Genomic DNA, 21,546 nt, shown 5'->3' with positions numbered 1-21,546 from the left:
AGCCTGCGTCAGCCCGACGACCACCCATCGGCAGACTCGAGCGCATCGCGGGCCGCGAGGAGCTCCGCGAGTCGCTCGGCGAAGCGCGCGACGGCGTCGGGCTCGCGCGGCAGGAAGCCCTCTCCGGTCTTCGCGCCCAGGTCGCCGCGCGCTGCCCGGTCGCGCAGCATGCCGGGGGCCGCGGATGCGTCGCCGAGGCTCGGGAAGACGCCGTCCGCGACGCTCGTCCAGACGTCGAGGCCGCCGAGGTCCATGACCTCGAAGGGCCCCGCGAGCGCCCACCGCGGGCCGAGGCCCGCGGTCACGGCCCGGTCGACCTGCTCGGGCGTCGCGATGCCGAGCTCGACCAGGTGCATGGCCTCGCGGTAGAGCGCCGCCTGCAGCCGGTTGGCGATGAAGCCCTCGACCTGCTGGGCCAGCGGCACCGCGGTCTTGCCGCAGCCCTCGAGCAGCCGCACCATGCGATCGACGCTCGCCTGCGGCGTCGCCGGCCCCGGCACGACCTCGACGAGCGGCACGGTGTCGGCCGGGTTGAAGAAGTGCGCGATCACGAGCCTCGCGGGCTCGCGCATGCCCGCTGCGATCGCATCCGGAGCGATCGACGAGGTGTTCGAGGCGATGATCGCCGTCGCGTTCGCCGCCTCGACGCGGGCGATGAGCTCGCGCTTCAGCTCGAGCCGCTCGGGAGCCGCCTCGAGCACGACGGTCGCCCCGTCGACGGCGCTCTCGACGGTGTCGTGCGCCGAGGCGCCGGCCGACGCCGCGGCGGCGCTCGCCACCTCGGGGCGCACGTCGAACACCCGCACGCGGTGCCCGGCGGCGCCGAGCACGCGAGCGATGCCTGCGCCCATGACGCCTGCGCCCAGCACGGCGATCGTCTCCCGGGTGGTCCCGTCGAGCGCGTCGCGGGCGCCCTCGGCGGTCGACTCGGCGGTGCGCCCAGCCGCCGTCGCACCGACCGGCTCGCCGCCGCCTGCCGCCATCGCGCTGCCCTCCTGCACGGTCAGCTCGTGCGGCTGCCGAGCCCGAAGGAGGCGGCGACGCGGTCGGGGATCAACGGGATCAGCGGGGCGGCGAGCCGGTAGCGCCAGTCGGCGACCACCACCGCGCGCCGCGTGCGCAGGCCGCGGAGCCCGTCGCGCACGACGGTCGACGCATTCGCCCACCCCGCCCGCGGCACGCTCGTGGGCGCGACGCCCATGCGCGCGTGGAACTCCGTCGGCACGAAGCCCGGCAGCAGCGCGGTGACGACGACGCCGTCGCGGCGGTACTGCGCCGAGAGCGACCGCGACAGCACGATCAGGTGCGCCTTCGCCGCCGAGTAGGTGCCGCTCGGCAGGCGCCCGGCGAGGCTCGCGACGTTCAGGACGCCGCCGCGGCCTCGCTCGCGCATGCCCGGCAGCGCCGCGTGCGCCAGGCGCGTCGGCACCCACGCGAGCAGCTCGTGCATGCGCCGCTCATCGTCGACGGCGGATGCGTGGAAGGGCTCGGCGACGGCGAAGCCCGCGTTGTTGACGAGCACGTCGACCGGTCGCGCCGCATCGGCGAGCCGCGCGGCGACCAGCTCGAGGCCATCGTCCGTGGTCAGATCCGCCGGCAGCACCTCGGTCGCCACCGGCAGCGACGACGCCAGCGCGGCGAGCCGCTCGGCGTCGCGCGCGACGAGCACGAGCGAGAAGCCGTCGGCGGCGAGCTGCCTGGCGAACTCGGCTCCGAGCCCCGCCGAGGCGCCGGTGATGAGCGCACGCATCTGCATGCCGTCAGCCTGGCAGAGTGCGCGCGTCCATGTCGGCTGCCGCCGGTATCCTGATCGCACCACGCGGGAGTGGTGGAATTGGCAGACACGCAAGGTTTAGGTCCTTGTGCCCTCGTGGCGTAGGGGTTCAAGTCCCCTCTCCCGCACTCGACGCACTATGCGAAGGAGCACGCGCGTGCATCCGCTGCCATCAGAGTTCCTCATCGACATCGAGGGCCTCATCACCGGCGCGGGCTCCTGGGCGCTCGTCGTCGTCTGCGCGATCGTCTTCATCGAGACGGGTCTGCTGGTCGGGTTCCTACTGCCTGGCGACACGCTGCTCGTGATCGCCGGCGTGCTCTCCTTCACCGGCGTCATCCACCAGCCGATCTGGCTCGTGATGCTCTGCATCGCGGTGTGCGCGATCGCTGGCGATCAGCTGGGCTACTACATCGGCAAGAAGGCCGGGCCGCCGATCTTCCAGCGCCGATCATCGGGGCTCTTCTCGCATCGCACGATCGAGCGGACCAACCGCTTCTTCGTACGCTACGGCGCCGCCGCGGTCATCATCGCCCGCTTCATCGGCATCGTGCGCACCTTCATGCCCGTCGCCGCGGGCGTCGGCCGCATGCCGTGGCCGCTCTTCTTCCGGCTCGACATCATCGGGGGCCTGCTGTGGGGTGCCGGGCTGCCACTGCTGGGCTGGGGCGTCGCGCACATCCCGGGTGTCGCAGAGGTCGTCACCGAGTACATCGACCTCGTGCTCATCGGCGTCGTCGCGATCGCCATCGTCTTCATCGTCGTGCACGCCATCCAGTCGCGGCGGGAGGTCGAGCGCGAGATCCGCGACGGCTCATCCGACAGCCAGGTGCAGACGCTCGACCTCTCCGGCTCGAACGACGTCGGGCTCGACCGCTGACCTGAGCGCTCACCGCGCTGGCTGCGCAGGCCCGCGAGGCGGAGCGCGGCGGAGCAGGAGCGCCGCAGCGCGGAGTCAGCCAGCGGAAGAGCGCCGACAGCGGCGCATCCGCTCAGGCGCAACCGCTCAGGCGCAACCGCTCAGGCGCTCAGCCAGATCGACCGCGCGACCTCGGGGCCGAGGTCGACCGTGCCCCGCGCGGTCTCGACCTGGATCGAGCCCGAGTAGGGCTTCTGCCCCAGCACCGTGAGCGTGGCGTCGAGCGCGACCCCCTCCTCGGCGAGGAAGCGCAGCATGGCCGGATCGTCGTCGGCGATGCGCACCACGGTGCCCGCATGGCCGAGCTCCGCGGCCGCCAGCAGCACCGCATCCGGCCGCACCACCGTGCCGTCGACCGTCGGGATGGGGTCTCCGTGCGGATCGCGCACCGGGTCGCCGAGCGAGCGGGCGATCGAGTCGAGCAGCCGATCGCTCATCGCGTGCTCGAGGATCTCGGCCTCGTCGTGCACCTCGTCCCACTCGTAGCCGTGTCGCTCGACGAGCCAGGTCTCGACGACGCGGTGGCGTCGCACCTGCCGCAGCGCGAGCGCCGCGCCCTCGCGCGTGAGCTCGATCGCGCCGTAGGGGCGGTGGTGCACGAGGCCGGCGGCCGCCAGCTTCTTCACCATCTCGGTGACGGTCGAGTTCGCGAGCCCGAGGCGCGCGGCGAGCTGCGAGGGCGTCACCGGCTCAGGCTGCCACTCGGTGTGGTGGTAGATGGCCTTGACGTAGTCCTCAGCCGCTGTGGACTGCATGTCGCCTCGCTCTCGCCCACCGCATCACGAGGCCCCGGCGGGGCCCGAAGAGCAACGCTAGCCCGAACGCGAGACCCTGCGTCAGCACCACCGCGCCGCCGGGCGAGATGTCGAGCCAGAAGGCCGCCATCAGGCCCACGAGCGACGCGACGACCGTGACTCCCACCGACCAGGCGAGCAGCGCATCCCACCGCACCGCGATGAGCGAGGCCGTCGCACCGGGGATCACGAGCATCGCGACCACCAGGATGATGCCGACCGCTTGCAGCGCCGTCACGACCGTGAGCGCGAGCGCCCCCAGCAGCACGGCGTGCAGGATGCGCGGGCGCAGCCCGATCGCGTGCGCGTGCCCCGCGTCGAAGGCGACGAGGGTCAGGTCGCGCCGCAGGATCAGGAGTGTCGCGCAGACGATGCCGCCGACGATGAGCACCTGCGCGATGTCGAGGTCGCTGACGCCGAGCACGTTGCCGAACAGGATGTGCTGCAGGTCGGTGTCGGATGGGGTCACCGAGATGATCACGAGGCCGAGCGCGAAGAGGGTGGTGAAGACGACGCCGATCGCGGCATCCGCCTTGATCCTGGTGGCGGCGCGCACGCCGCCGATGAGCGCGACGGCGCCGATGCCGAAGACCGCCGCGCCGATCGCGAAGGGCAGCCCGAGGATGTAGGAGAGCGCGACGCCGGGCAGCACCGCGTGCGAGACGGCATCGCCCATGAGCGACCAGCCCATCTGCACGAGCCAGGTCGACAGCAGCGCGCACGCGACCGCGGCGACCAGCGTCACGAGCATGGCGCGCTGCATGAAGCCGTAGGCGAACGGCGCGAGGATCGCATCCAGCAGGCTCGCGTCCATCACCGCTCCTCCGCACCGTCACGGGGCTCGCCCCTGCTCGGCCGCCCGCCGCCGAATGCCTCTGCGATGCGCTCGGGCGTCAGTGCCTCGGCGGGCGGGCCGTGGTGCAGCAGCCGGCCGCGCTGCAGCAGCAGCACGCGATCGACGAGCTCCGCCACGCCCGTCAGGTCGTGGTGCACGATGACGACGCTGCGACCGCGATCGCGCAGGCCGCGCAGCACCGCGCCGATCGCGGCCTCGCTCGTGCGGTCGACTCCGGCGAAGGGCTCGTCGAGCAGCATCAGCTGCGCGTCCTGCGCGATGGCGCGCGCGACGAATGCGCGCTTGCGCTGCCCGCCGGAGAGCTCGCCGATCTGCCGGTCGGCGAGGTCCTCGAGGCCGAGCAGCGCGATCGCCCCCTCGACCGCCTCGCGATCCGCGCGTCGCGCGATGCGCAGCACGCCCATCCGCCCGTACCTGCCGGTGGTGACGACGTCGCGCACGGTGACGGGGAACTCCCAGTCGACGGCCTCGGCCTGCGGCACGGATGCGACGAGGCCCGCCCGACGCGCCTGGGCGGGCGTGCGGCCGAGGATCCGCACGGAGCCCTCGTGCGGCACGCGCTCGAGCACGGCAGCCAGCATCGACGACTTGCCGGAGCCGTTGACGCCGACGAGCCCGGTGATCTCGCCCGAGCGGATGCGCACGGTCACGCCCGAGAGCGCGCGCACCTCGCCGTACCGCACCCCGAGCGCCTCGGTGGCGACGGCGACGGCGTCGGGCGCGGCCGCATCGCGCATCCGCGCAGCGCTCGTGCCGCCGGTGCTCCCGGTACCGATCCGATCGCTCATCCGCGCAGCCCCTCCAGGATGGTGTCGACGTCGTGCTCGATGAGCGCGAGGTAGGTCGGTGCCGGGCCCTCGGGCGGCGACAGCGAGTCGACGTGCAGCCCGCCGTCGAAGCGCACGCCGACGGTGCGGGCGATCTGCTGCTGCGTGCCCGGATGCGTCGTCGACTCGCAGAAGACGGTCGGCACGCGGGTGCGCTCGACGACCGCGGCGACGTGGGCGATCGCCTGCGGCGTGCCCTGGCCTCCGGCGTTCACCGGCCACAGGCTCGCCTCCGCCAGGCCCGCGTCGCGCGCGAGGTAGCTGAAGGCGCCCTCGCAGGTGACGAGCACGCGGTGCTCGGGCGGCAGCGCGGCCACGCCGAGGCGGAGCCGCTCGTGCTGGCGCTCGAGCTCGGCGGCGACGGCGGCGGCGTTCTCGTCGATCGCGGCGCGCTCGTGCGGCACGAGGTCGCCGATGGCGACGCGCAGCGCCTCGACGTAGCGCGCGCCCTCCACCGGGGAGACCCACGCGTGGGCGTTGGGGCTGCCTGCGTGGTGACCGGTCTCGATCGCGATCGGCTCGACGCTGTCGCTGAGGACGACGTGCGGCGCATCGGCGCGCTCGACGAGCGTCAAGAGCCAGTCGTCGATGCCCATGCCGTTCGTGACGACGAGGTCGGCGCCCTCGGTGCGCACGAGATCCCCCGGGGTCGGCTCGTAGTCGTGCACCTCGACGCCGACGCGCGTGAGCGACTCGACCCGAGCGGCATCGCCCGCGACCTCCCGCGCCAGGTCGGCGATCACGGTGAAGGTGGCGAGCACGAGGGGGCGCTCGTCGGCGGGCGCCGCGATGTCGGCTGGGCTGTCGCCGGATGCGCATCCGGACGCCGCTGCGAGCACGCCGGCGCATAGGGCGGCTCGCAGGAGGATTCGCCTGCCCGAACGATGATGCTTCGGCACACCGAAATCGTGCCACATCCGCCGGCGCCGCGCGAGCGCGGAAGACGCCGACCCCTCCGGCCAGGGAGGACCCGGTGCACCGGGTCGGTCGTGGCGCGCGGGGTCGGCGACTCGAGTCGATGCGCGGCGAGCGGCGGGCCCTGCGACAGGCCGAGCGCCAGGCTGCGGCGAGAGGCCCGGGCGGCAGGCTGTGGCGCCAGCCGCCCGCGTCAGCTCGCCCGGATCCGCTCGGCGAGCGCGGTGAACGCGATCCGGCGGTGGCTCAGCGCGTCCTTCTCCTCCGCCGTCAGCTCTCCCGCGGCCCTGCCGCCGCCGTCGTGCGGCACGAAGATCGGGTCGTAGCCGAACCCGCCCTCGCCGCGCGGCGCATCCGCGATCTCGCCCTGCCACTCGCCCCGCACCGCGATCTCGCCGTCGGCGTCGACCCATGCCGCCGCGCAGACGAAGCGGGCAGCGCGATCGGCGGTGTCACCCAGGTTCGCCAGCAGCAGCTCGAGGTTGTCCCGATCGTCGCGCGTGCCGGCATAGCGCGCCGAGTGGATGCCGGGGGCACCGCCCAGCGCGTCGACCTCGATGCCCGAGTCGTCCGCGAGCGCCGGCAGCCCCGTGCGCTGGTGCGCGGCGCGCGCCTTGATGAGCGCGTTGGCCTCGAAGGTGTCGCCGTCCTCGACCGCCTCCGGCCCGTCGTCCGGCAGCAGCTCGACGCCGGGCAGCAGCGGCGCGAGGATCCGCCCGAGCTCCTCGACCTTGTGCGGGTTGTGGGTCGCGACGACGACCTGGAGCCCGCCGCCGACGAGGTCGACCCCCGTGGATCCCTCCACGCTCATGCCGCGCCTCCCAGCACCTCGCGCTGGATCTCCGTGAGCCGCGCGGTGCCGGCGAGCGCGATGTCGAGCATCGCGTCGAGCTCTGCGCGGTCGAAGGGCGCCGCCTCAGCGGTGCCCTGCACCTCGACCAGCAGCCCGCGGCCGGTCGCGACGACGTTCATGTCGGTCTCCGCCCTGACGTCCTCGGTGTAGGCGAGGTCGAGCATGGGCGCGCCGTCGACGATCCCGACCGAGATGGCGGCGATCGAGTCGACGAGCGGCTTCGCGCTCCTCGGCACGCGCCCTGCGGCCTGCGCCCACGCGATCGCGTCGGCGAGCGCCACCCACGCGCCGGTGATCGCCGCGGTGCGCGTGCCGCCGTCGGCCTGCAGCACGTCGCAGTCGACCGCGATCGAGAGCTCGCCGAGCGCCCGCATGTCGACGCCCGCGCGCAGGCTGCGCCCGATCAGCCGGGAGATCTCGTGCGTGCGGCCGCCGACCTTGCCGCGCACGCTCTCGCGATCCATCCGCTCGTTGGTCGATCGCGGCAGCATCGAGTACTCCGCCGTCACCCACCCCTTGCCCTTGCCCGCCATCCAGCGGGGCACGGTCGGCATGACGGATGCGGTGCAGAGCACCCGCGTGCGACCGAAGGAGACAAGGGCGCTGCCCTCGGCCTGCTCGCTCCAGCCTCGCTCGATCGTGACCTCGCGCAGCTGGTCGAGGTGTCTGCCGTCCGCGCGCGTGCCCGCTGTGCTGTCCATCCCCATGGGGGCCTCCTTCAATCGATGCGACCGGGCAGCTGGATGACGCCGGTCTGCGTGAACTCCACGTGCGTGACCTCGGGCCCGAGGAACCGTCGCGCGAGGCGCAGGAACGGCTCCTGGGCCTCGGTCGTCGCCTCGAAGGCGTAGGTCGGTGTCGCGCCGGGCTGCGCGAGCATGCCGCGATCGCTGAGGATCCGGTAGACGTCGGCGGCGGTCTCCTCGGCGCTCGAGACGAGTCGCACCTCCGGCCCGGTGACGTAGCCGATCGCGCCGGCCAGCAGCGGGTAGTGGGTGCAGCCCAGCACGACGGTGTCGGGATCCTCGGCGAGCAGCGGCGCGAGGTACTCTCGCGCGGCCTCGAGCACCTCGTCGCCGGTCGTGACGCCGGACTCGACGAACTCCACGAAGCGCGGCGCCGCCGCTGCGGCGACGCGGGGCACGCCCGCGTCGGCGAAGGCACGCTGGTAGGCGCCCGAGCCGATCGTCCCCGCGGTGCCGATGACGCCGATGCGCCCGGATCTGCTCTGGGCGACGGCCGCGCGCACCGCTGGGTGGATGACCTCCACCACCGGGATGCCCATGCCGAGCTCGTAGCGCTCGCGCGCGATGTCGAAGGTGGCGGCCGACGCGGTGTTGCACGCGATCACGAGCATCTTGACGCCCTGGGCGACGAGCGTGTCGAGCACGTCGAGCGCGAGGCGGCGCACCTCGGGCTGCTCGCGCGGGCCGTACGGGCCGTTCGCGGTATCGCCGATGTAGGTGATCGACTCCGCCGGCAGCTGATCGATGATCGCCCTCGCCACGGTGAGCCCGCCGACGCCGCTGTCGAAGACTCCGATCGGGCGCTGCACGTCGGCAAGCCTAGCGGCGCGGCGCCGTGCCGCTCCGTGCGCCGCGCTCTCTGTACCCCCATGTCAGATGTGCCGGGTATCGTCAGCACTCCGGCGATCGGCAGGAGTCCGCATGATCGAGTTCGCATCCGTGCGCAAGGAGTACCCCGACGGCACGACCGCCGTCGCGGACTTCAGCATGACCATCCCCTCCCACTCCGTCGCCGTGCTCGTGGGTTCGTCCGGCTGCGGCAAGACCACGCTGCTGCGCATGGTCAACCGCATGGTGGAGCCAACGTCGGGCGCGGTGCTGATCGACGGCGTCGACGTGCGGTCCATGGACGCGGTCAAGCTGCGCCGATCGATCGGCTACGTCCTGCAGGCGGGCGGGCTGCTCCCCCACCGCACGATCGCCGACAACGTCGCGACCGTGCCGGTGCTGGAGGGGCGCAGCCGCAAGCAGGCTCGACACGAGGCGCTCGGCCTGCTCGAGCGCGTCGGCCTGGACACCGCGCTCGCCGACCGCTACCCCGCGCAGCTCTCCGGTGGTCAGCAGCAGCGCGTCGGCGTCGCTCGGGCGCTCGCGGCCGACCCCAACATCCTGCTCATGGACGAGCCGTTCGGCGCCGTCGACCCGATCGTGCGAGATCAGCTGCAGGCAGAGATGCGCTCGCTGCAGGCCGAGCTCGGCAAGACCATCGTGTTCGTGACGCACGACATCGACGAGGCGTTCGCGCTCGGCGACGAGGTGCTCGTGCTGCGCAAGGGCGCCGAGATCGCGCAGCGCGGCACGCCCGCCGAGATCCTCGCGAACCCCGCCGACGAGTTCGTGTCGAGCTTCGTCGGCGCTGACGCCGCTCGCCGCACGCTGCGCATCCGCGAGGTCGACGGCCGGAGCGTCGTCGTCGACGGCGACGACCGCCCGACCGGCGTGCTGGCGAGCTGAGGGGCCGCTCGTGAACTGGCTGAGCCAGAACCTGCACATCGTCGGCGGCCTGCTCGTCGACCACCTCGTGCTCTCGATCGTCCCGATCGTGCTGAGCCTGCTGATCTCGGTGCCGCTGGGATGGCTGGCGTCGCGGTACCGTCGGGCGCGCACGCCGCTGCTCACCGGCACGGGGCTGCTCTACGCGATCCCCTCGCTGCCGCTGTTCATCATCGTCGCGCCGATCCTCGGGGTCGCCGTGCGCTCGCCCATCACGATCATCGCCGGGCTCACCCTCTACGGCTGCGCGCTGCTCGTCCGCGGCGCCGCCGACGCGTTCGGCTCGGTCGCGCGCGAAACGATGCTCGCCGCCGACGCGATGGGCCACTCCGCCTGGGCGCGGTTCTGGCGCGTCGAGCTGCCGCTCGCGGGGCCGGTGCTCCTGTCGTCGCTGCGCGTGGTCGTGGTCTCCACCGTCAGCCTCGTCACCGTCGGGGCGGTGGTCGGCGCGTCGAGCCTCGGCACGCTCTTCACCGACGGGTTCCAGCGCGGCATCGAGGCCTCGATCCTCACCGGCCTGGTGCTGACCGTCGTCGTCGCCTACGCGCTCGACGCGCTGTGCGTGCTGCTGGGTCGGCTGGCCATGCCCTGGCGCGGGGCGGTGCGCGCATGAACCTCTTCCTCGACGCGATCGCCTACCTGCTCGACCCGGCGAACTGGAGCGGCGCCGGCAGCCTCGGCATGCGCATCCTCGAGCACCTGTCGTTCTCGGGCACCGTGCTCCTCGTCGCCGCGCTCATCGGAATCCCCGCCGGCGTCCTCATCGGGCACACCGGCCGGGGCCGAGGCCTCGTGATCGCCCTCACCAGCGGTGCGCGCGCCATCCCCACGCTCGGCCTCCTGACGATCTTCGGCCTCATGCTCGGCATCGGCCTCGAGGCGCCGTTCCTCGCGCTCATCGTGCTCGCGCTGCCACCCGTGCTCGCGGGTGCGTACGCGGGCGTCGAGTCGGTCGACCGCCAGGTCGTGGGTGGCGCGCGCGCCATCGGCATGACGGAGCGGCAGATCATCCTGGGCGTCGAGCTGCCCCTCGCGAGCCCCGTGCTCATCGGCGGGCTCCGCTCCGCCGCGCTGCAGATCATCTCGACCGCCACGCTCGCCGCGTACATCTCGAACACCGGGCTCGGCAGGCCCATCTTCCAAGGCCTGAAGGGCCGCGACTACGAGATCATGCTCGCCGGCTCCATCCTGGTCGCCCTGCTCGCCCTGGCCGTCGAGCTGCTGTTCCAGATCGCCCAATCCGCGGCATCCCGCCGCGCCGAACCCCACCGAGCGCGATCCCGCGCTCCAGAGAGGATCACCGCATGACCCACTTCACCCGCAGGTCGGGCCTCGCGCTCGCCGCCATCGGCGCGACCGGCGCCTTGCTCGTCGGCTGCGCGAGCGCCGACCCCCTGGAGGAGGGCGAGTCGAGCGCTCCTGCCGCGAGCGGCGACAGCACGACGCTCGTCGTCGGCTCGCAGGACTACTACTCGAACGAGATCATCGCCGAGCTCTACGCCTACGCCCTGGAGGACGCCGGCTACACGATCGACCGCCAGCTCCGCATCGGCCAGCGCGAGGTCTACCTGCCGGAGATCGAGGCAGGCTCCATCGACCTGTTCCCCGAGTACACCGGTCCGCTGCTGCAGGTCTGGGCGGAGGAGCCGGCGGAGCGCGAGAGCGACGAGGTCTTCGCGGCGCTCGAGGACGCTGCTCCCGAGGGGATCACGATCCTCGACCAGGCTCCGGCGACCGACCAGGACTCCTACGTCGTCACGCGCGAGTTCGCCGAGGAGTACGACCTCACGACCGTCGCCGATCTCGCCAACGTCGACGAGCCGCTGACGATGGGGGCCAACTCCGAGGCCGAGACGCGGCCGAACGGGCCGCAGGGCCTCGCGGAGGTCTACGGCATCGAGGTCGGCTTCACGCCGATCGAGGACGGCGGCGGCCCGCTCACCGTGCGAGCGCTCCAGGACGGCGACGTGCAGCTCGCGATCCTGTACACCGCGCAGCCGGAGATCGCCGAGAACGACCTGGTCGTGCTCGAGGACACCGAGGGCCTCTTCCTCTCGTCGAACGTCGTGCCGGTCGCGAGCGACCGCGTCGACGCCGAGGCGCAGGAGATCGTCAACGAGGTCAGCGCCGCGCTCACCTCGGAGCAGCTCATCGAGCTCAACCGCCGCAGCACCGTCGAGCAGTCGCCGGCGGCCGACATCGCGCAGGCATGGCTCGAGGAGCAGGGCCTGCTCGGCTGATCAGTCGCGCAGCATCCTGTGCATCGGGATGTTGCCCCAGGTCGGGCCGGTCTCGACCTGCTCGTCGAGGTGACGGAACCCGCGCCGCTCGTAGAACCGAGCGGCGCGGTCGTTCCCGTCGATGAGCCACAGGTAGTGCGGGCGCGCATCGACGACCTCGTCGAACAGCGCGGCGCCGAGCCCGGTGCCGTGCATGTCGGCGTGCACGTAGAGCCGGTCGAGCTCGCGCTCCGCGGGGGCCGGCACGAAGCCGAGCGACACCTCCCACGCGGCGGGCGCGGTGCTCGCCGAGGCGACGCCGACGATCCGGTCGCCCTGCCATGCGATCCTGCGCACCGCATCGCTCGGCTCGGCGAAGGCGGCGGCGAGCGAAACGACGTTCGCCTGAGCCAGGCCGGTGAGCGCGAAGTCGCGCGGCAGCTGGCCGGCGTAGGTGCGCTGCTGCTCCTCCACGAGGAACATCGCCCAGGCGGGCGCGTCCCTCGGGGCGGGCTCGCGCAGCTCGACGCCGTCCGGCAGGGTCCTCGTCTGGTGCAGCACCCGACCACGCTACCGGCGGCTCGCGCGCCGTCGCGCGCTCGCCACGACCCGCGCGGCGTCAGCGCCGTAGGCTGGCGCTCGTGACCGACACCGCGCTCATGACCGACCGCTACGAGCTGACGATGATCGATGCCGCGCTGCGCAGCGGCACGGCGTTCCGGCCCTCCGTCTTCGAGGTGTTCGGCAGGCGACTGCCCGGCGCCCGCCGCTACGGGGTCGTCGCCGGCACCGGCCGGTTCCTCGAGCGCCTCGCCGACTTCCGATTCCGCGACCCCGAGCTGCGCTTCCTGCGGGAGAACCGCGTCGTCTCGGCCGAGCTCATCGACTGGCTCGCCGACTACCGCTTCGCCGGCGACATCCGCGGCTATGCCGAGGGCGAGCTCTACTTCCCCGGGTCTCCCCTGCTCGTGATCGAGGGCTCCTTCGCCGAGGCGGTCGTGCTCGAGACCGTCGCGCTCTCGGTGCTGAACTACGACTCGGCCGTCGCCAACGCCGCCACCCGCATGGCGCGCGCCGCCAAGGGCCGCCCGCTCGCCGAGATGGGGTCGCGCCGCGCCAACGAGGAGGCTGCGATCGCTGCGGCCCGCGCGGCCTACATCGCCGGCTTCTCGGCCACCTCGAACCTCGCCGCCGGAGCCCGCTGGGGCATCCCGACGATGGGCACAGCCGCGCACTCGTTCACGCTGCTGCACGACTCCGAAGCAGAGGCCTTCCAGGCGCAGATCGATGTGCTGGGGGTCGGCACGACGCTGCTGGTCGACACCTACGACATCGAGCAGGGCATCCGCACGGCCATCGAGGTCGCAGGCACCGGGCTCGGCGGCATCCGGCTCGACTCCGGCGATCTCGCCGAGGTCGCCGGCGAGGCGCGCGCGCTCCTCGACTCGCTGGGCGCCACCGAGACGCGCATCACCGTGACGAGCGACCTCGACGAGTACGCCATCGCAGGTCTCCAGGCGAGCCCGGTGGATGCCTACGGCGTGGGCACGAGCGTCGTGACGGGTTCGGGCGCGCCCGCGGCCGGCATGGTCTACAAGCTGGTGGCGCGGCAGGGCGACGACGGATGGGTCGGGGTCGCGAAGCGCTCAGAGGACAAGGCCTCGAAGGGCGGCGAGAAGGTCGCCGTGCGCACCCTCAAGGACGGCGTCGCGGTCGAGGAGACGGTGCTGCTCGGCGACGGCGCTGCCCCCGCCGAGGCGATCGCTCGCGGCCGCTCGCTGCAGGTGCAGCTGGTCACCGGCGGCGAGATCGACGACCGCTGGTCGGGCTCGGCCGGCGTGGCCGCTGCGCGCGAGCGCCACGCCGCCTCGGTCGAAGAGCTGCCGGCCGATGCGCACCGCCTCGCCCGCGGCGAGCCCGCCATCCCGACGGTCTTCCGCTGACCGCGCGCGGCCCGAGGCAGGCCGCGGTGCTGGGCTCCGCGGTGCCGGGCTCCTCGATGCCGGGCTACTCGGTGCGCAGCTTCTCGTAGATCGCCTTGCAGGCGGGGCAGATCGGGAACTTCTCGGGGTCGCGACCCGGCGTCCACTTCTTGCCGCACAGCGCGCGCACCGGCTTGCCGGAGAGCGCCGACTGCAGGATCTTCTCCTTCTTGACGTAGTGCGAGAAGCGGTCGTGGTCGCCGTCCTCCACCGACTCCTCGTTGAGGAGCTGCTCGAGCTCGCGGTCCAGCACGTCGGTGCCGCCGCCGGCGCCGATCGAGCCCGGTCCGGCGGTGTCGGGTCCTGTGGTCGTCATGCAGCCATGATCCCACGCCGCTCCGTCGCACGCACAGCGCGCTCCCGGCCTGGGTGCGCGAGGATGCTCCACGGTGCCGCTGGGGGGCGCGCACCTCGCCGACAGAGGGGGAACCGATGGGTGAGATCGAACCGAACGAGGATCTCGGCTGGATGATGAAGACGCTCGAGGGCATCCTCGGCGTGCAGCGGCCGCTCGTCGTCAACCACCTGCGCTCGCTGCGCCGCAAGCATCCTGACCTCACCCCCGCGCAGGTCATCGCGCGCCTCGAGAAGCAGTACCTGACGGCTGTGTCGACAGGCGGCGCCGCGGTCGGCGCGACCGCGGTCGCTCCCGGCATCGGCACGGCGGCCGCGCTCGGGCTCACCGTCGCGGAGACGGCCGGCTTCCTCGAGGCGAGCGCCTTCTTCGGCCAGGCCGTCACCGAGGTGCACGGCATCGCGGTCGAGGACGAGGAGCGCGCGAAGGCCCTCGTCATGGGGCTGATGCTGGGCGCCGGAGGTCAATCGCTCGTCAAGCGCGCCGCCGAGCAGGCGCTCGGCCGCGGCGGCGTGCCCGGCAACGCCTACTGGGGCCAGCTGGTCACCTCGGCCATGCCCTCGGGCGCCATGGGCCAGGTCGTCGACTTCCTCCGGCGCGCGTTCCTGCGCCGCATGGCGCGCAACACGGGCGCTTCGATGCTGGGCCGAGCCATGCCGTTCGGCATCGGTGCCGTCGTCGGCGGCGTCGGCAACAACATCCTCGGCCGCCAGGTCGTGAAGGCTGCCCGCGAGGCCTTCGGACCCGCACCGCTGGCCTTCGACGGCAACCTCGCACCTCGCATCAAGGAGGTGCGCCCGAGCCTGGGCGAGCGCATCGGGCAGGCGCGCCGGATCGAGCGCGAGGGCCTGGCGGGCGGCCTGCGGCGCATGCGGGACCGCCGATCGGCGCAGGACGCACCGGTGGGCGACGACCAGCAGCCGCAGGATCCGCAGGAGCGCTAGCGGTCCGAGGACGAAGGCCCCGCCTCCGCCGAGCGGAGCGCGGGGCCGAAGCCTTGCCTGCGAGCGCTGGATCAGCTCAGCTCGCCCAGCGTCACCTGGACGTCGGACTGCTCGCCCTCGCGCAGGTAGGTCACGGTCACCTCGCTGCCGGCGGCGTGCGCCCGCACCTGCGCCGTGGCGTCGATCGCTCCGGTGACCGGCTGCCCGGCGATGCTGGTGATGACGTCGCCCGCTCGCAGCCCGGCGTCCGCGGCGGCGCCGCCGTCGCTCAGCTCCTGCACCTGCGCGCCAACGTTGCCCACCGAGGCGTCGGTGACGTCGCTGACGGTCGCGCCGAGCAGGCCGTGCGTCGCCTCGCCCGTCGAGATGATCTCGTCGACCACGCGCTGCACGAGGCTCGCCTCCACGGCGAAGCCGATGCCGATCGAGCCAGCGGACTCCGAGTCGGATGAGCCCATGCTGGCGATCGCGACGTTCACGCCGAGCAGCTGGCCGGAGGAGTTCAGCAGCGCGCCGCCGGAGTTGCCGGGGTTGATCGAGGCGTCCGTCTGGACCACGGGGATGGAGATCTCCTCCTGCGCAGCCTGTGCGCCGTCCTCCTGCCAGAAGCCGAAGGGCGACTGCTCGCTCTCCTGCTCGTCGCCGCCCTCCGGCGCAGCGCTCGACGCGATGCGGAGGCCGCGGTCGACCGCGGAGACGATGCCGTCGGTGACCGAGTTCGAGAGTCCGAGCGGCGCGCCGATCGCGATCGCCGTGTCGCCCACGCGCACGTCGTCGCTCGAGGCGAAGGTGACGACGGGCAGATCCGCGTCCACCTTGATCACCGCGAGGTCGACCACCGGGTCGGTGCCGACGATCTCGGCCGCGAGCAGGCGGCCGTCGCTGGTCTGCACCGTGATCGTCGCATCCGCCGTCTGACCCGAGAGCGTGACGACGTGGTTGTTCGTCACGATGTAGCCGTCGGCGGCGATCGCGACGCCTGAGCCCTCGCCCGACCCGGCGCGCGAGACGGCCTGCACGGTGACGACGGACGGCCCGGCGGCGGCCGCGACGTCGGCGATCGTCCCGGCGTCGGAGACGGCCTCGCTCGTAGGCCCCTCGGCCTCCGGCGCCGTCTGCGTCTGCGGCTGCTGCTGGCTGCCCGCGAGCGCTCCCCCGCCGAAGCCGGCCGCGCCGCCCAGCAGCGCGACCGCGATGAGCGAGCCGACCACGAGACCGGTGCGTCGTCGCGGGCGCCCGACACCGGCTGCCGGTGCCGACGTCGCCGCGCCGAGCGCCGGCGACGGGCCGTAGCTCGGAGCGCTCGCGAACGCGCCGCCGTTCGAGTACACGGGCGCGTAGGCCTGCGTCGCAGCATCGCGCTGCGGCTGCGGCTGCCGCACGGCATGCGCGTCTGGCTGGCCCTGCTCGGGCGCGTACGGCTGCGCGGGGGGCTGCGCGGGCGCCTGCCAGCGCTGCCACTGCTCGCCGCTCGTCGGTCGCTGGAACTGCTGCGCCTGCGGGTCGTGCCCGGGCTGCTGGGCCGGCTGCTGCTGGCCTCGAGGCCCCATGGGATTGGGCACGCTGTCGTACGGGTTCGTCATGACCCCTACGGTGCCACTCGATCCCATGCGATTCCTACGCGCTCGCGATGTCGGCCGTTCGGAACCTCTGGGAACCGGGTAGCGTCGAACCATGGAGCAGGCACCCTGGCAGCGAGCCGCCGCAGGTGCGGGACTGCTCGGCGCGGATGGCCGGCTGGCGCCGACGATCTTCGCCGAGATGACCGCCCTCGCCACGAAGACCGGAGCCCTCAACCTCGGGCAGGGCTTCCCCGACGAGGACGGCCCGCGCGCCGTGCTGGACGCCGCCAAGCACGCGATCGACCACGGTCGCAACCAGTACGGGCCCGGCAGGGGCGCCCCGGAGCTCATCGACGCGATCATCGAGCACCAGCGCCGGTTCTACGGCATCGGGCTCGGGCGCAGCGACGTGCTGGTGACGGCCGGTGCCACCGAGGGCCTCGCGGCGACGCTGCTCGCCTACCTGCAGCCCGGCGACGAGGTGATCGTCTTCGAGCCGTACTACGACGCGTACGCGGCGATCGTGGCCCTGGCCGGCGGCGTGCTCGTGCCGGTGCCGCTGGCCGCGCCCGACTTCCAGCCCGACATCGAGCGGCTGCAGCGCGCTGCCACGCCTCGCACGAGGATGCTGATCGTCAACTCGCCGCACAACCCGACGGGCTCGGTGTTCACCGAGGACACGATGCGGCACATCGTCCGCGTCGCTGAGCGGCGCGACGCGATCATCGTCACCGACGAGGTCTACGAGCACCTGGTCTACGACGACCAGCACGTGCCGCTGGCCTCCTTCAGCGCTGCGCGCGATCGCCTCGTCTCGATCTCGTCGGCCGGCAAGACCTTCTCGGTCACGGGGTGGAAGGTCGGATGGGTCATGTCGACCCCCGAGCGCATCGCGCAGATCAGTGCGGTCAAGCAGTACCTCACCTTCGTGAACGGCGCGCCGTTCCAGCCCGCCGTCGCTGCCGGGCTGCGGCTGCCGGATGAGCACTACGACACGATCGTCGCCTCCTTCGCCCGCAAGCGCGACATCCTGACGCGCGGACTCCGGAACGCGGGCTTTGCCGTGCACGACGCGAACGCCGGCTACTTCGTGCTCGCCGACGCCGCGCCGCTCGGCATCGACGACGCGACCGCCCTCTCTCGTCGGCTGCCAGAGCTGGTCGGCGTCGTCGGGGTGCCGCTCTCGGCCTTCGCGAGGTCCTCGCGGCGCGACCTGCGCTCGACGATGCGCTTCGCCTTCTGCAAGTCCGACGACATGCTGCGCGACGCCTCACAGCGCCTCGCGGGCCTCAGGGCGGCAGAGCTGGAGCACGCCGCGCAGTCGGCGAACCGCGCCGCGACCGTGCTGGGCTGAGCGGCACGCGGCCGGCCGATTCGGGCGCAGCGCCCCGGCCGGCCCTCAGCTGACTCGGTAGCGCCGGTTCGCCAGCGAGGGGTTGCGCCTCCGCGTGCGGGCGATCGCGTCGGCGTCGATGGGCGCGACCGCGATGCCCTCCTCATCGCCGAGCGCAGCGAGCGGGATGCCCATCGGGTCGACGATGAGCGAGCAGCCGACACCCAGCGGCGGCGCCTGGTCTGCGGCCACGACGTGCACGGTCGACTCGATCGCGCGCGCGGTGACCAGCGTGGTCCAGTGCCGCTCCTTCTGCGGGCCGCGCACCCACTCGGCGGGCACGACGACGAGGTCGGCGCCCGCATCCACGAGCCGCCGGGTGGCCTCGGGGAACCGCAGGTCGTAGCAGGTCTGGATCCCGATGCGGGTGCCGAAGGCATCGACGACGGGCGTCTGCGCGGGGTCGCCGGCCGTGAGCCAGTCGGACTCGCTCGAACCGAACGCGTCGTAGAGGTGCACCTTGCGGTAGGCGACCCGCACACCGCGCTCATCGACCGCGACGACGGTGTTGGAGACGCCTGCCTCGAGGCGCTCGACCATGCCCGCGATCACGAGCGCGCCGTGCGCGGTCGCGCGCTCCTGCAGCATCGACGCGAAGGGCCCGTCGAGCGCCTCCGCGGCGGCCGGCGCGGTCGCCGCGAGATCGCTCGAGCAGTGCTGCGAGTACTCCGGCAGCACGATGAGCCGCGCACCCCGGGCGGCAGCCAGATCGATCCAGCGCGCTGCCGCAGCGCGATTCTCGGCCGGATCCTCGCCCGGCGCCCACTGCACGGCCGCTGCCAGCACCACGGTCGGCGCCACCGCATCCACCTCACCCATGCGGCAACCCTACGGGCTGCGCACGACCGGCGTCGCCCGCGCGACGCAGCGAGCCGGAGGCCGCTAGCCCGTCATGTCCTCGAGCTCCATGCCCTTGGTCTCCGGCACCTTCCACAGCACGAAGAAGAACGACAGCGCGGCGAAGAACGTGTAGAAGCCGTAGGCGAAGGTGAGGCCGATGTCTGCCATCGCGGGGAACGTCGTCGAGATCGCGAAGTTCGCGACCCACTGCGCTGCCGCCGCCACCGCGAGCGCGGAGGCGCGGATCCTGTTCGGGAACATCTCCCCCAGCAGCACCCACACCAGCGGCCCCCACGTCGCGCCGAAGAAGACGACGAACAGGTTGGCGCCCACGAGCGCGACGATCGACCAGGGCGGGCCAAGCTCGACCGACTGCGAGCCGTCGGCCGCCGTGGCGAGCTCGCCGAAGGAGAACGCGAGCGCCATGGCGCCGAGCGCGAGCGTCATGCCGACCGAGCCCACCAGCAGCATCTTGCGGCGTCCCACTCGGTCGACGAGCATGATCGCCACGATCGTCGTCACGATGTTGACGACGGAGGTGATGACGCTCGTGAGCAGGGCCGTGGACTCGTCGAAGCCGACCGAGCGCCACAGCGTCGTCGAGTAGTAGAAGATGACGTTGATGCCGACGAACTGCTGGAACACCGACAGCAGGATCCCCACCCAGACGATCGGGCGGAGGCCCAGCGCACTGCCCCGCAGATCCGCCATCGACTCGCGGTCCTCGCGCTCGAGCGAGAGGCGGATCTTCTCGATCTTGAGGTTCACATCCGTCTCGCCGGTGAAGTCGAGCAGCACCTGGGAGGCCTTGTCGTAGTCGCCCCGCGCGACGAGGAATCGCGGCGACTCCGGCAGGCGCAGCGCCATCACGCCGTAGACGAGGGCCGGCACGGCCTCGGCCATGAACATCCAGCGCCAGGCCGGCAGGTCGAACCAGAGGATCTCCGCCGAGCCGCCCGCGATGTCGGCGAGCCAGGCGTTCGACAGCAGCGCCGCGAAGATGCCGCTCACGATCGCGAGCTGCTGCAGCGAGCCGAGCCTGCCGCGCACCCGGGCCGGCGAGACCTCCGCGATGTACGCGGGCGCGATGACGCTGGCCGCGCCGACCCCGAAGCCGCCCACCACCCGCCAGGCGATGAGATCCCACACGCCGAACGCGAGCCCGGAGCCGAACGCCGAGATGAGGAACAGCACGGCAGCGGCGAGCATCACCGGGATGCGCCCGAAGCGGTTCGCGGCGGAGCCCGCGAACCACGCGCCGATGGCGCAGCCGATCAGCGCCGACGAGACGCTGAAGCCGGTCAGGCCCGCCTCGAGCGAGAGCTCGTCGGCCAGCGCATCCACGGCACCGTTGATCACGGCGGTGTCGAAGCCGAACAGGAACCCTCCGAGCGCTGCGGCGATCGTGATGCCGATGACGCGGCGATGCAGGCGGTTGTAGGTCTCAGGCATGGTCGCTCTCCTTCGGACTTCCGCGACACCACTGCTGTCACGCGCTGGCGACGCCGCCGCACGACGCCGCTGTGGGACGCAACTGTGCCACATCAGGGTGGTGCCGGGCACGGCGCACTGTCAGGATCAGAGCGACGAAGGGAGCAGGATGCTGGTCGCATTCTCCGTAGCGCCGGCGACAGCCGGACCGGACGGCTCGGTGCACGACGCCGTGGCCGCCGCCGTGCAGGTGGTCCGCGAGAGCGGCCTGCCGCATCGCACCGACGCCATGTTCACGACCATCGAGGGCGAGTGGGACGCGGTGTTCGACGTCGTGCGCCGCGCCACCGACGCGGTGCTCGTGCACGCGCCGCGCGCATCCCTCGTCATCAAGGCCGACATCCGGCCCGGATGGACGGATGAGCTCGACGGCAAGCTCGTCAGGCTCGAACGAGCCCTGGAGGGGGAAGCATGAGATCAGAGCTGTTCGCCGAGGCGAACCAGGAGCGCCAGTCGACGGAGCGGTGGGTCAAGCAGTCGAGCAAGATGCTGCGGATCAACGTCTCCGGCGGTCGCGACGTGCTGTCGGCCAAGGGCGCGATGGTCGCCTACCAGGGGCAGATCGAGTTCCAGCACGAGGGCGCCGGCGCGGGCAGGATGCTGAAGAAGCTCGTCACGGGCGAGGGCACCTCCCTCATGCGGATGCGGGGCGAGGGCGAGGTCTTCGTCGCTCGCGACGCGGCCAACGTGTTCACGGTCGAGCTCGAGAACGAGGGGCTGTCGGTGAACGGCAAGAACCTGCTCGCCTTCGACCCCGACCTGCAGTGGGACATCACGATGCTCCGCAGCGGCAACATCATGGCCGGCGGGCTCTTCAACGTGGAGATCGGTGGCACCGGCACCGTCGGCATCTCGTGCGAGGGCCAGCCCCTGCTGCTCGACTGCTCGCGGCAGCCGACCTTCGTCGACCCGAACGCCGCGGTCTGCTGGTCGTCGAGCCTCAGCCCCTCCGTCGTCAACAGCATGAACGTGCGATCGATGCTGCGCGGCGGCTCGGGCGAGGCGTTCCAGCTCGCCTTCCACGGCCCGGGCTTCGTCGTGGTGCAGCCCAGCGAGGGCCGTCCAGAGCTGTCAGGCGCGAACGGCGGCAGCCGGTAGGACCCGGATCCGGCCGCCCCGGCCGGAGATGCAGAAGAGGCGCCCTCTCGGGCGCCTCTTCTGTGTGCCGCAGTTCGCGGACTTCTTGTTGCGGGGACAGGATTTGAACCTGCGACCTCCGGGTTATGAGCCCGGCGAGCTACCGAGCTGCTCCACCCCGCGGCACAAGAAGAGACGTTACCAGTCCTCGCGCCGCGGGGCAAAT

24 protein-coding genes and 2 tRNA genes are annotated in these 21,546 nt (G+C 72.6%); 11 read left to right on the top strand and 15 right to left on the bottom strand.

Annotated elements, in window-relative coordinates:
- Window positions 1–8: 8 nt before the first annotated feature.
- Both AA0Z99_RS02910 and AA0Z99_RS02905 read right to left on the bottom strand, forming a co-directional pair.
- Complete coding sequence (locus AA0Z99_RS02910; RefSeq protein WP_413319286.1) at window positions 9–1,001, bottom strand: 3-hydroxyacyl-CoA dehydrogenase family protein; 993 nt, start codon at window positions 999–1,001, stop codon at window positions 9–11.
- A 2-nt stretch (window positions 1,002–1,003) separates the two neighbouring features.
- The gene (locus AA0Z99_RS02905) at window positions 1,004–1,756 is read right to left on the bottom strand and encodes an SDR family NAD(P)-dependent oxidoreductase (RefSeq protein ID WP_413319284.1); all 753 of its coding nucleotides are present in this window, start codon (window positions 1,754–1,756) and stop codon (window positions 1,004–1,006) included.
- Window positions 1,757–1,819: 63 nt separating this feature from the next.
- On the opposite strand from AA0Z99_RS02905, the gene AA0Z99_RS02900 reads away from it, so the two are divergent.
- A tRNA-Leu gene (locus AA0Z99_RS02900) sits at window positions 1,820–1,902 on the top strand.
- A gap of 29 nt (window positions 1,903–1,931) precedes the next feature.
- The gene (locus tag AA0Z99_RS02895) at window positions 1,932–2,654 is read left to right on the top strand and encodes a DedA family protein (RefSeq protein WP_413319282.1); all 723 of its coding nucleotides are present in this window, start codon (window positions 1,932–1,934) and stop codon (window positions 2,652–2,654) included.
- 140 nt (window positions 2,655–2,794) lie between these two features.
- Here the strand turns inward: AA0Z99_RS02895 and AA0Z99_RS02890 are convergent, their stop codons facing one another.
- From AA0Z99_RS02890 to murI, 7 genes are all read right to left on the bottom strand, one after another.
- The gene (locus tag AA0Z99_RS02890) at window positions 2,795–3,448 is read right to left on the bottom strand and encodes a metal-dependent transcriptional regulator (protein ID WP_072313857.1); all 654 of its coding nucleotides are present in this window, start codon (window positions 3,446–3,448) and stop codon (window positions 2,795–2,797) included.
- Window positions 3,429–4,301, bottom strand: a complete 873-nt coding sequence (locus AA0Z99_RS02885; RefSeq protein WP_413319279.1) for a metal ABC transporter permease — start codon at window positions 4,299–4,301, stop codon at window positions 3,429–3,431. Before AA0Z99_RS02885 ends, AA0Z99_RS02890 begins: the two co-directional genes overlap by 20 nt.
- Window positions 4,301–5,131, bottom strand: coding sequence for a metal ABC transporter ATP-binding protein (locus tag AA0Z99_RS02880; RefSeq protein WP_413319277.1), 831 nt, complete (start codon window positions 5,129–5,131; stop codon window positions 4,301–4,303). Before AA0Z99_RS02880 ends, AA0Z99_RS02885 begins: the two co-directional genes overlap by 1 nt.
- Window positions 5,128–6,009: a metal ABC transporter solute-binding protein, Zn/Mn family gene (locus tag AA0Z99_RS02875; RefSeq protein ID WP_413319275.1), complete on the bottom strand. Its 882-nt coding sequence runs from the start codon at window positions 6,007–6,009 to the stop codon at window positions 5,128–5,130. Before AA0Z99_RS02875 ends, AA0Z99_RS02880 begins: the two co-directional genes overlap by 4 nt.
- Before the next feature lie 269 nt (window positions 6,010–6,278).
- Window positions 6,279–6,896, bottom strand: a complete 618-nt coding sequence (gene rdgB, locus AA0Z99_RS02870; protein WP_413319273.1) for an RdgB/HAM1 family non-canonical purine NTP pyrophosphatase — start codon at window positions 6,894–6,896, stop codon at window positions 6,279–6,281.
- On the bottom strand, window positions 6,893–7,645 hold the full coding sequence (gene rph / locus AA0Z99_RS02865) for a ribonuclease PH (RefSeq protein ID WP_413319271.1): 753 nt from the start codon (window positions 7,643–7,645) through the stop codon (window positions 6,893–6,895). Before rph ends, rdgB begins: the two co-directional genes overlap by 4 nt.
- A gap of 11 nt (window positions 7,646–7,656) precedes the next feature.
- Window positions 7,657–8,493, bottom strand: a complete 837-nt coding sequence (gene murI / locus AA0Z99_RS02860) for a glutamate racemase (protein ID WP_413319269.1) — start codon at window positions 8,491–8,493, stop codon at window positions 7,657–7,659.
- Window positions 8,494–8,605: 112 nt separating this feature from the next.
- On the opposite strand from murI, the gene AA0Z99_RS02855 reads away from it, so the two are divergent.
- From AA0Z99_RS02855 to AA0Z99_RS02840, 4 genes are read left to right on the top strand one after another with little or no spacing between them, the layout of a single operon-like run.
- Window positions 8,606–9,418, top strand: a complete 813-nt coding sequence (locus tag AA0Z99_RS02855) for an ABC transporter ATP-binding protein (protein WP_413319268.1) — start codon at window positions 8,606–8,608, stop codon at window positions 9,416–9,418.
- 10 nt (window positions 9,419–9,428) lie between these two features.
- Window positions 9,429–10,070, top strand: coding sequence for an ABC transporter permease (locus tag AA0Z99_RS02850; protein ID WP_413319266.1), 642 nt, complete (start codon window positions 9,429–9,431; stop codon window positions 10,068–10,070).
- The gene (locus AA0Z99_RS02845; protein ID WP_413319264.1) at window positions 10,067–10,765 is read left to right on the top strand and encodes an ABC transporter permease; all 699 of its coding nucleotides are present in this window, start codon (window positions 10,067–10,069) and stop codon (window positions 10,763–10,765) included. The genes AA0Z99_RS02850 and AA0Z99_RS02845 overlap by 4 nt, the downstream gene beginning before the upstream one ends.
- A complete protein-coding gene (locus AA0Z99_RS02840) occupies window positions 10,762–11,697 on the top strand; it encodes an ABC transporter substrate-binding protein (RefSeq protein ID WP_413319261.1) in 936 nt (311 codons plus the stop codon). Before AA0Z99_RS02845 ends, AA0Z99_RS02840 begins: the two co-directional genes overlap by 4 nt.
- Here the strand turns inward: AA0Z99_RS02840 and AA0Z99_RS02835 are convergent, their stop codons facing one another.
- The gene (locus AA0Z99_RS02835; protein WP_413319259.1) at window positions 11,698–12,237 is read right to left on the bottom strand and encodes a GNAT family N-acetyltransferase; all 540 of its coding nucleotides are present in this window, start codon (window positions 12,235–12,237) and stop codon (window positions 11,698–11,700) included.
- A gap of 98 nt (window positions 12,238–12,335) precedes the next feature.
- On the opposite strand from AA0Z99_RS02835, the gene AA0Z99_RS02830 reads away from it, so the two are divergent.
- On the top strand, window positions 12,336–13,619 hold the full coding sequence (locus tag AA0Z99_RS02830; RefSeq protein WP_413320737.1) for a nicotinate phosphoribosyltransferase: 1,284 nt from the start codon (window positions 12,336–12,338) through the stop codon (window positions 13,617–13,619).
- A 64-nt stretch (window positions 13,620–13,683) separates the two neighbouring features.
- On the opposite strand, the gene AA0Z99_RS02825 is transcribed toward AA0Z99_RS02830, so the two are convergent.
- Window positions 13,684–13,974 carry a DUF3039 domain-containing protein gene (locus tag AA0Z99_RS02825; RefSeq protein WP_413319257.1) on the bottom strand — a complete coding sequence of 97 codons (291 nt, stop codon included), beginning with the start codon at window positions 13,972–13,974 and terminating at the stop codon, window positions 13,684–13,686.
- 116 nt (window positions 13,975–14,090) lie between these two features.
- Between AA0Z99_RS02825 and AA0Z99_RS02820 the strand changes: the two genes are divergently transcribed.
- Window positions 14,091–14,957 carry a hypothetical protein gene (locus AA0Z99_RS02820; RefSeq protein ID WP_413319255.1) on the top strand — a complete coding sequence of 289 codons (867 nt, stop codon included), beginning with the start codon at window positions 14,091–14,093 and terminating at the stop codon, window positions 14,955–14,957.
- 71 nt (window positions 14,958–15,028) lie between these two features.
- Here AA0Z99_RS02820 and AA0Z99_RS02815 read toward each other — a convergent pair whose 3' ends face one another.
- Window positions 15,029–16,540, bottom strand: a complete 1,512-nt coding sequence (locus AA0Z99_RS02815; RefSeq protein WP_413319253.1) for a S1C family serine protease — start codon at window positions 16,538–16,540, stop codon at window positions 15,029–15,031.
- A 91-nt stretch (window positions 16,541–16,631) separates the two neighbouring features.
- On the opposite strand from AA0Z99_RS02815, the gene AA0Z99_RS02810 reads away from it, so the two are divergent.
- Complete coding sequence (locus AA0Z99_RS02810; protein WP_413319251.1) at window positions 16,632–17,873, top strand: aminotransferase class I/II-fold pyridoxal phosphate-dependent enzyme; 1,242 nt, start codon at window positions 16,632–16,634, stop codon at window positions 17,871–17,873.
- Window positions 17,874–17,918: 45 nt separating this feature from the next.
- On the opposite strand, the gene AA0Z99_RS02805 is transcribed toward AA0Z99_RS02810, so the two are convergent.
- Window positions 17,919–18,731, bottom strand: a complete 813-nt coding sequence (locus AA0Z99_RS02805) for a carbon-nitrogen hydrolase family protein (RefSeq protein ID WP_413319249.1) — start codon at window positions 18,729–18,731, stop codon at window positions 17,919–17,921.
- A 63-nt stretch (window positions 18,732–18,794) separates the two neighbouring features.
- Window positions 18,795–20,297 carry a sugar porter family MFS transporter gene (locus AA0Z99_RS02800; RefSeq protein WP_413320736.1) on the bottom strand — a complete coding sequence of 501 codons (1,503 nt, stop codon included), beginning with the start codon at window positions 20,295–20,297 and terminating at the stop codon, window positions 18,795–18,797.
- A 55-nt stretch (window positions 20,298–20,352) separates the two neighbouring features.
- Here AA0Z99_RS02800 and AA0Z99_RS02795 point away from each other — a divergent pair, with 55 nt between their 5' ends.
- Complete coding sequence (locus AA0Z99_RS02795) at window positions 20,353–20,658, top strand: MTH1187 family thiamine-binding protein (protein ID WP_413319248.1); 306 nt, start codon at window positions 20,353–20,355, stop codon at window positions 20,656–20,658.
- The gene (locus AA0Z99_RS02790) at window positions 20,655–21,341 is read left to right on the top strand and encodes an AIM24 family protein (RefSeq protein ID WP_413319246.1); all 687 of its coding nucleotides are present in this window, start codon (window positions 20,655–20,657) and stop codon (window positions 21,339–21,341) included. The genes AA0Z99_RS02795 and AA0Z99_RS02790 overlap by 4 nt, the downstream gene beginning before the upstream one ends.
- A gap of 88 nt (window positions 21,342–21,429) precedes the next feature.
- Here the strand turns inward: AA0Z99_RS02790 and AA0Z99_RS02785 are convergent.
- Window positions 21,430–21,503, bottom strand: a tRNA-Met gene (locus AA0Z99_RS02785).
- Window positions 21,504–21,546: the final 43 nt, after the last annotated feature.

Source organism: Agrococcus phoenicis (genome assembly GCF_047302415.1).
Lineage (GTDB): Bacteria > Actinomycetota > Actinomycetes > Actinomycetales > Microbacteriaceae > Agrococcus.
This window is presented reverse-complemented; position numbering and strand designations above follow the sequence as displayed.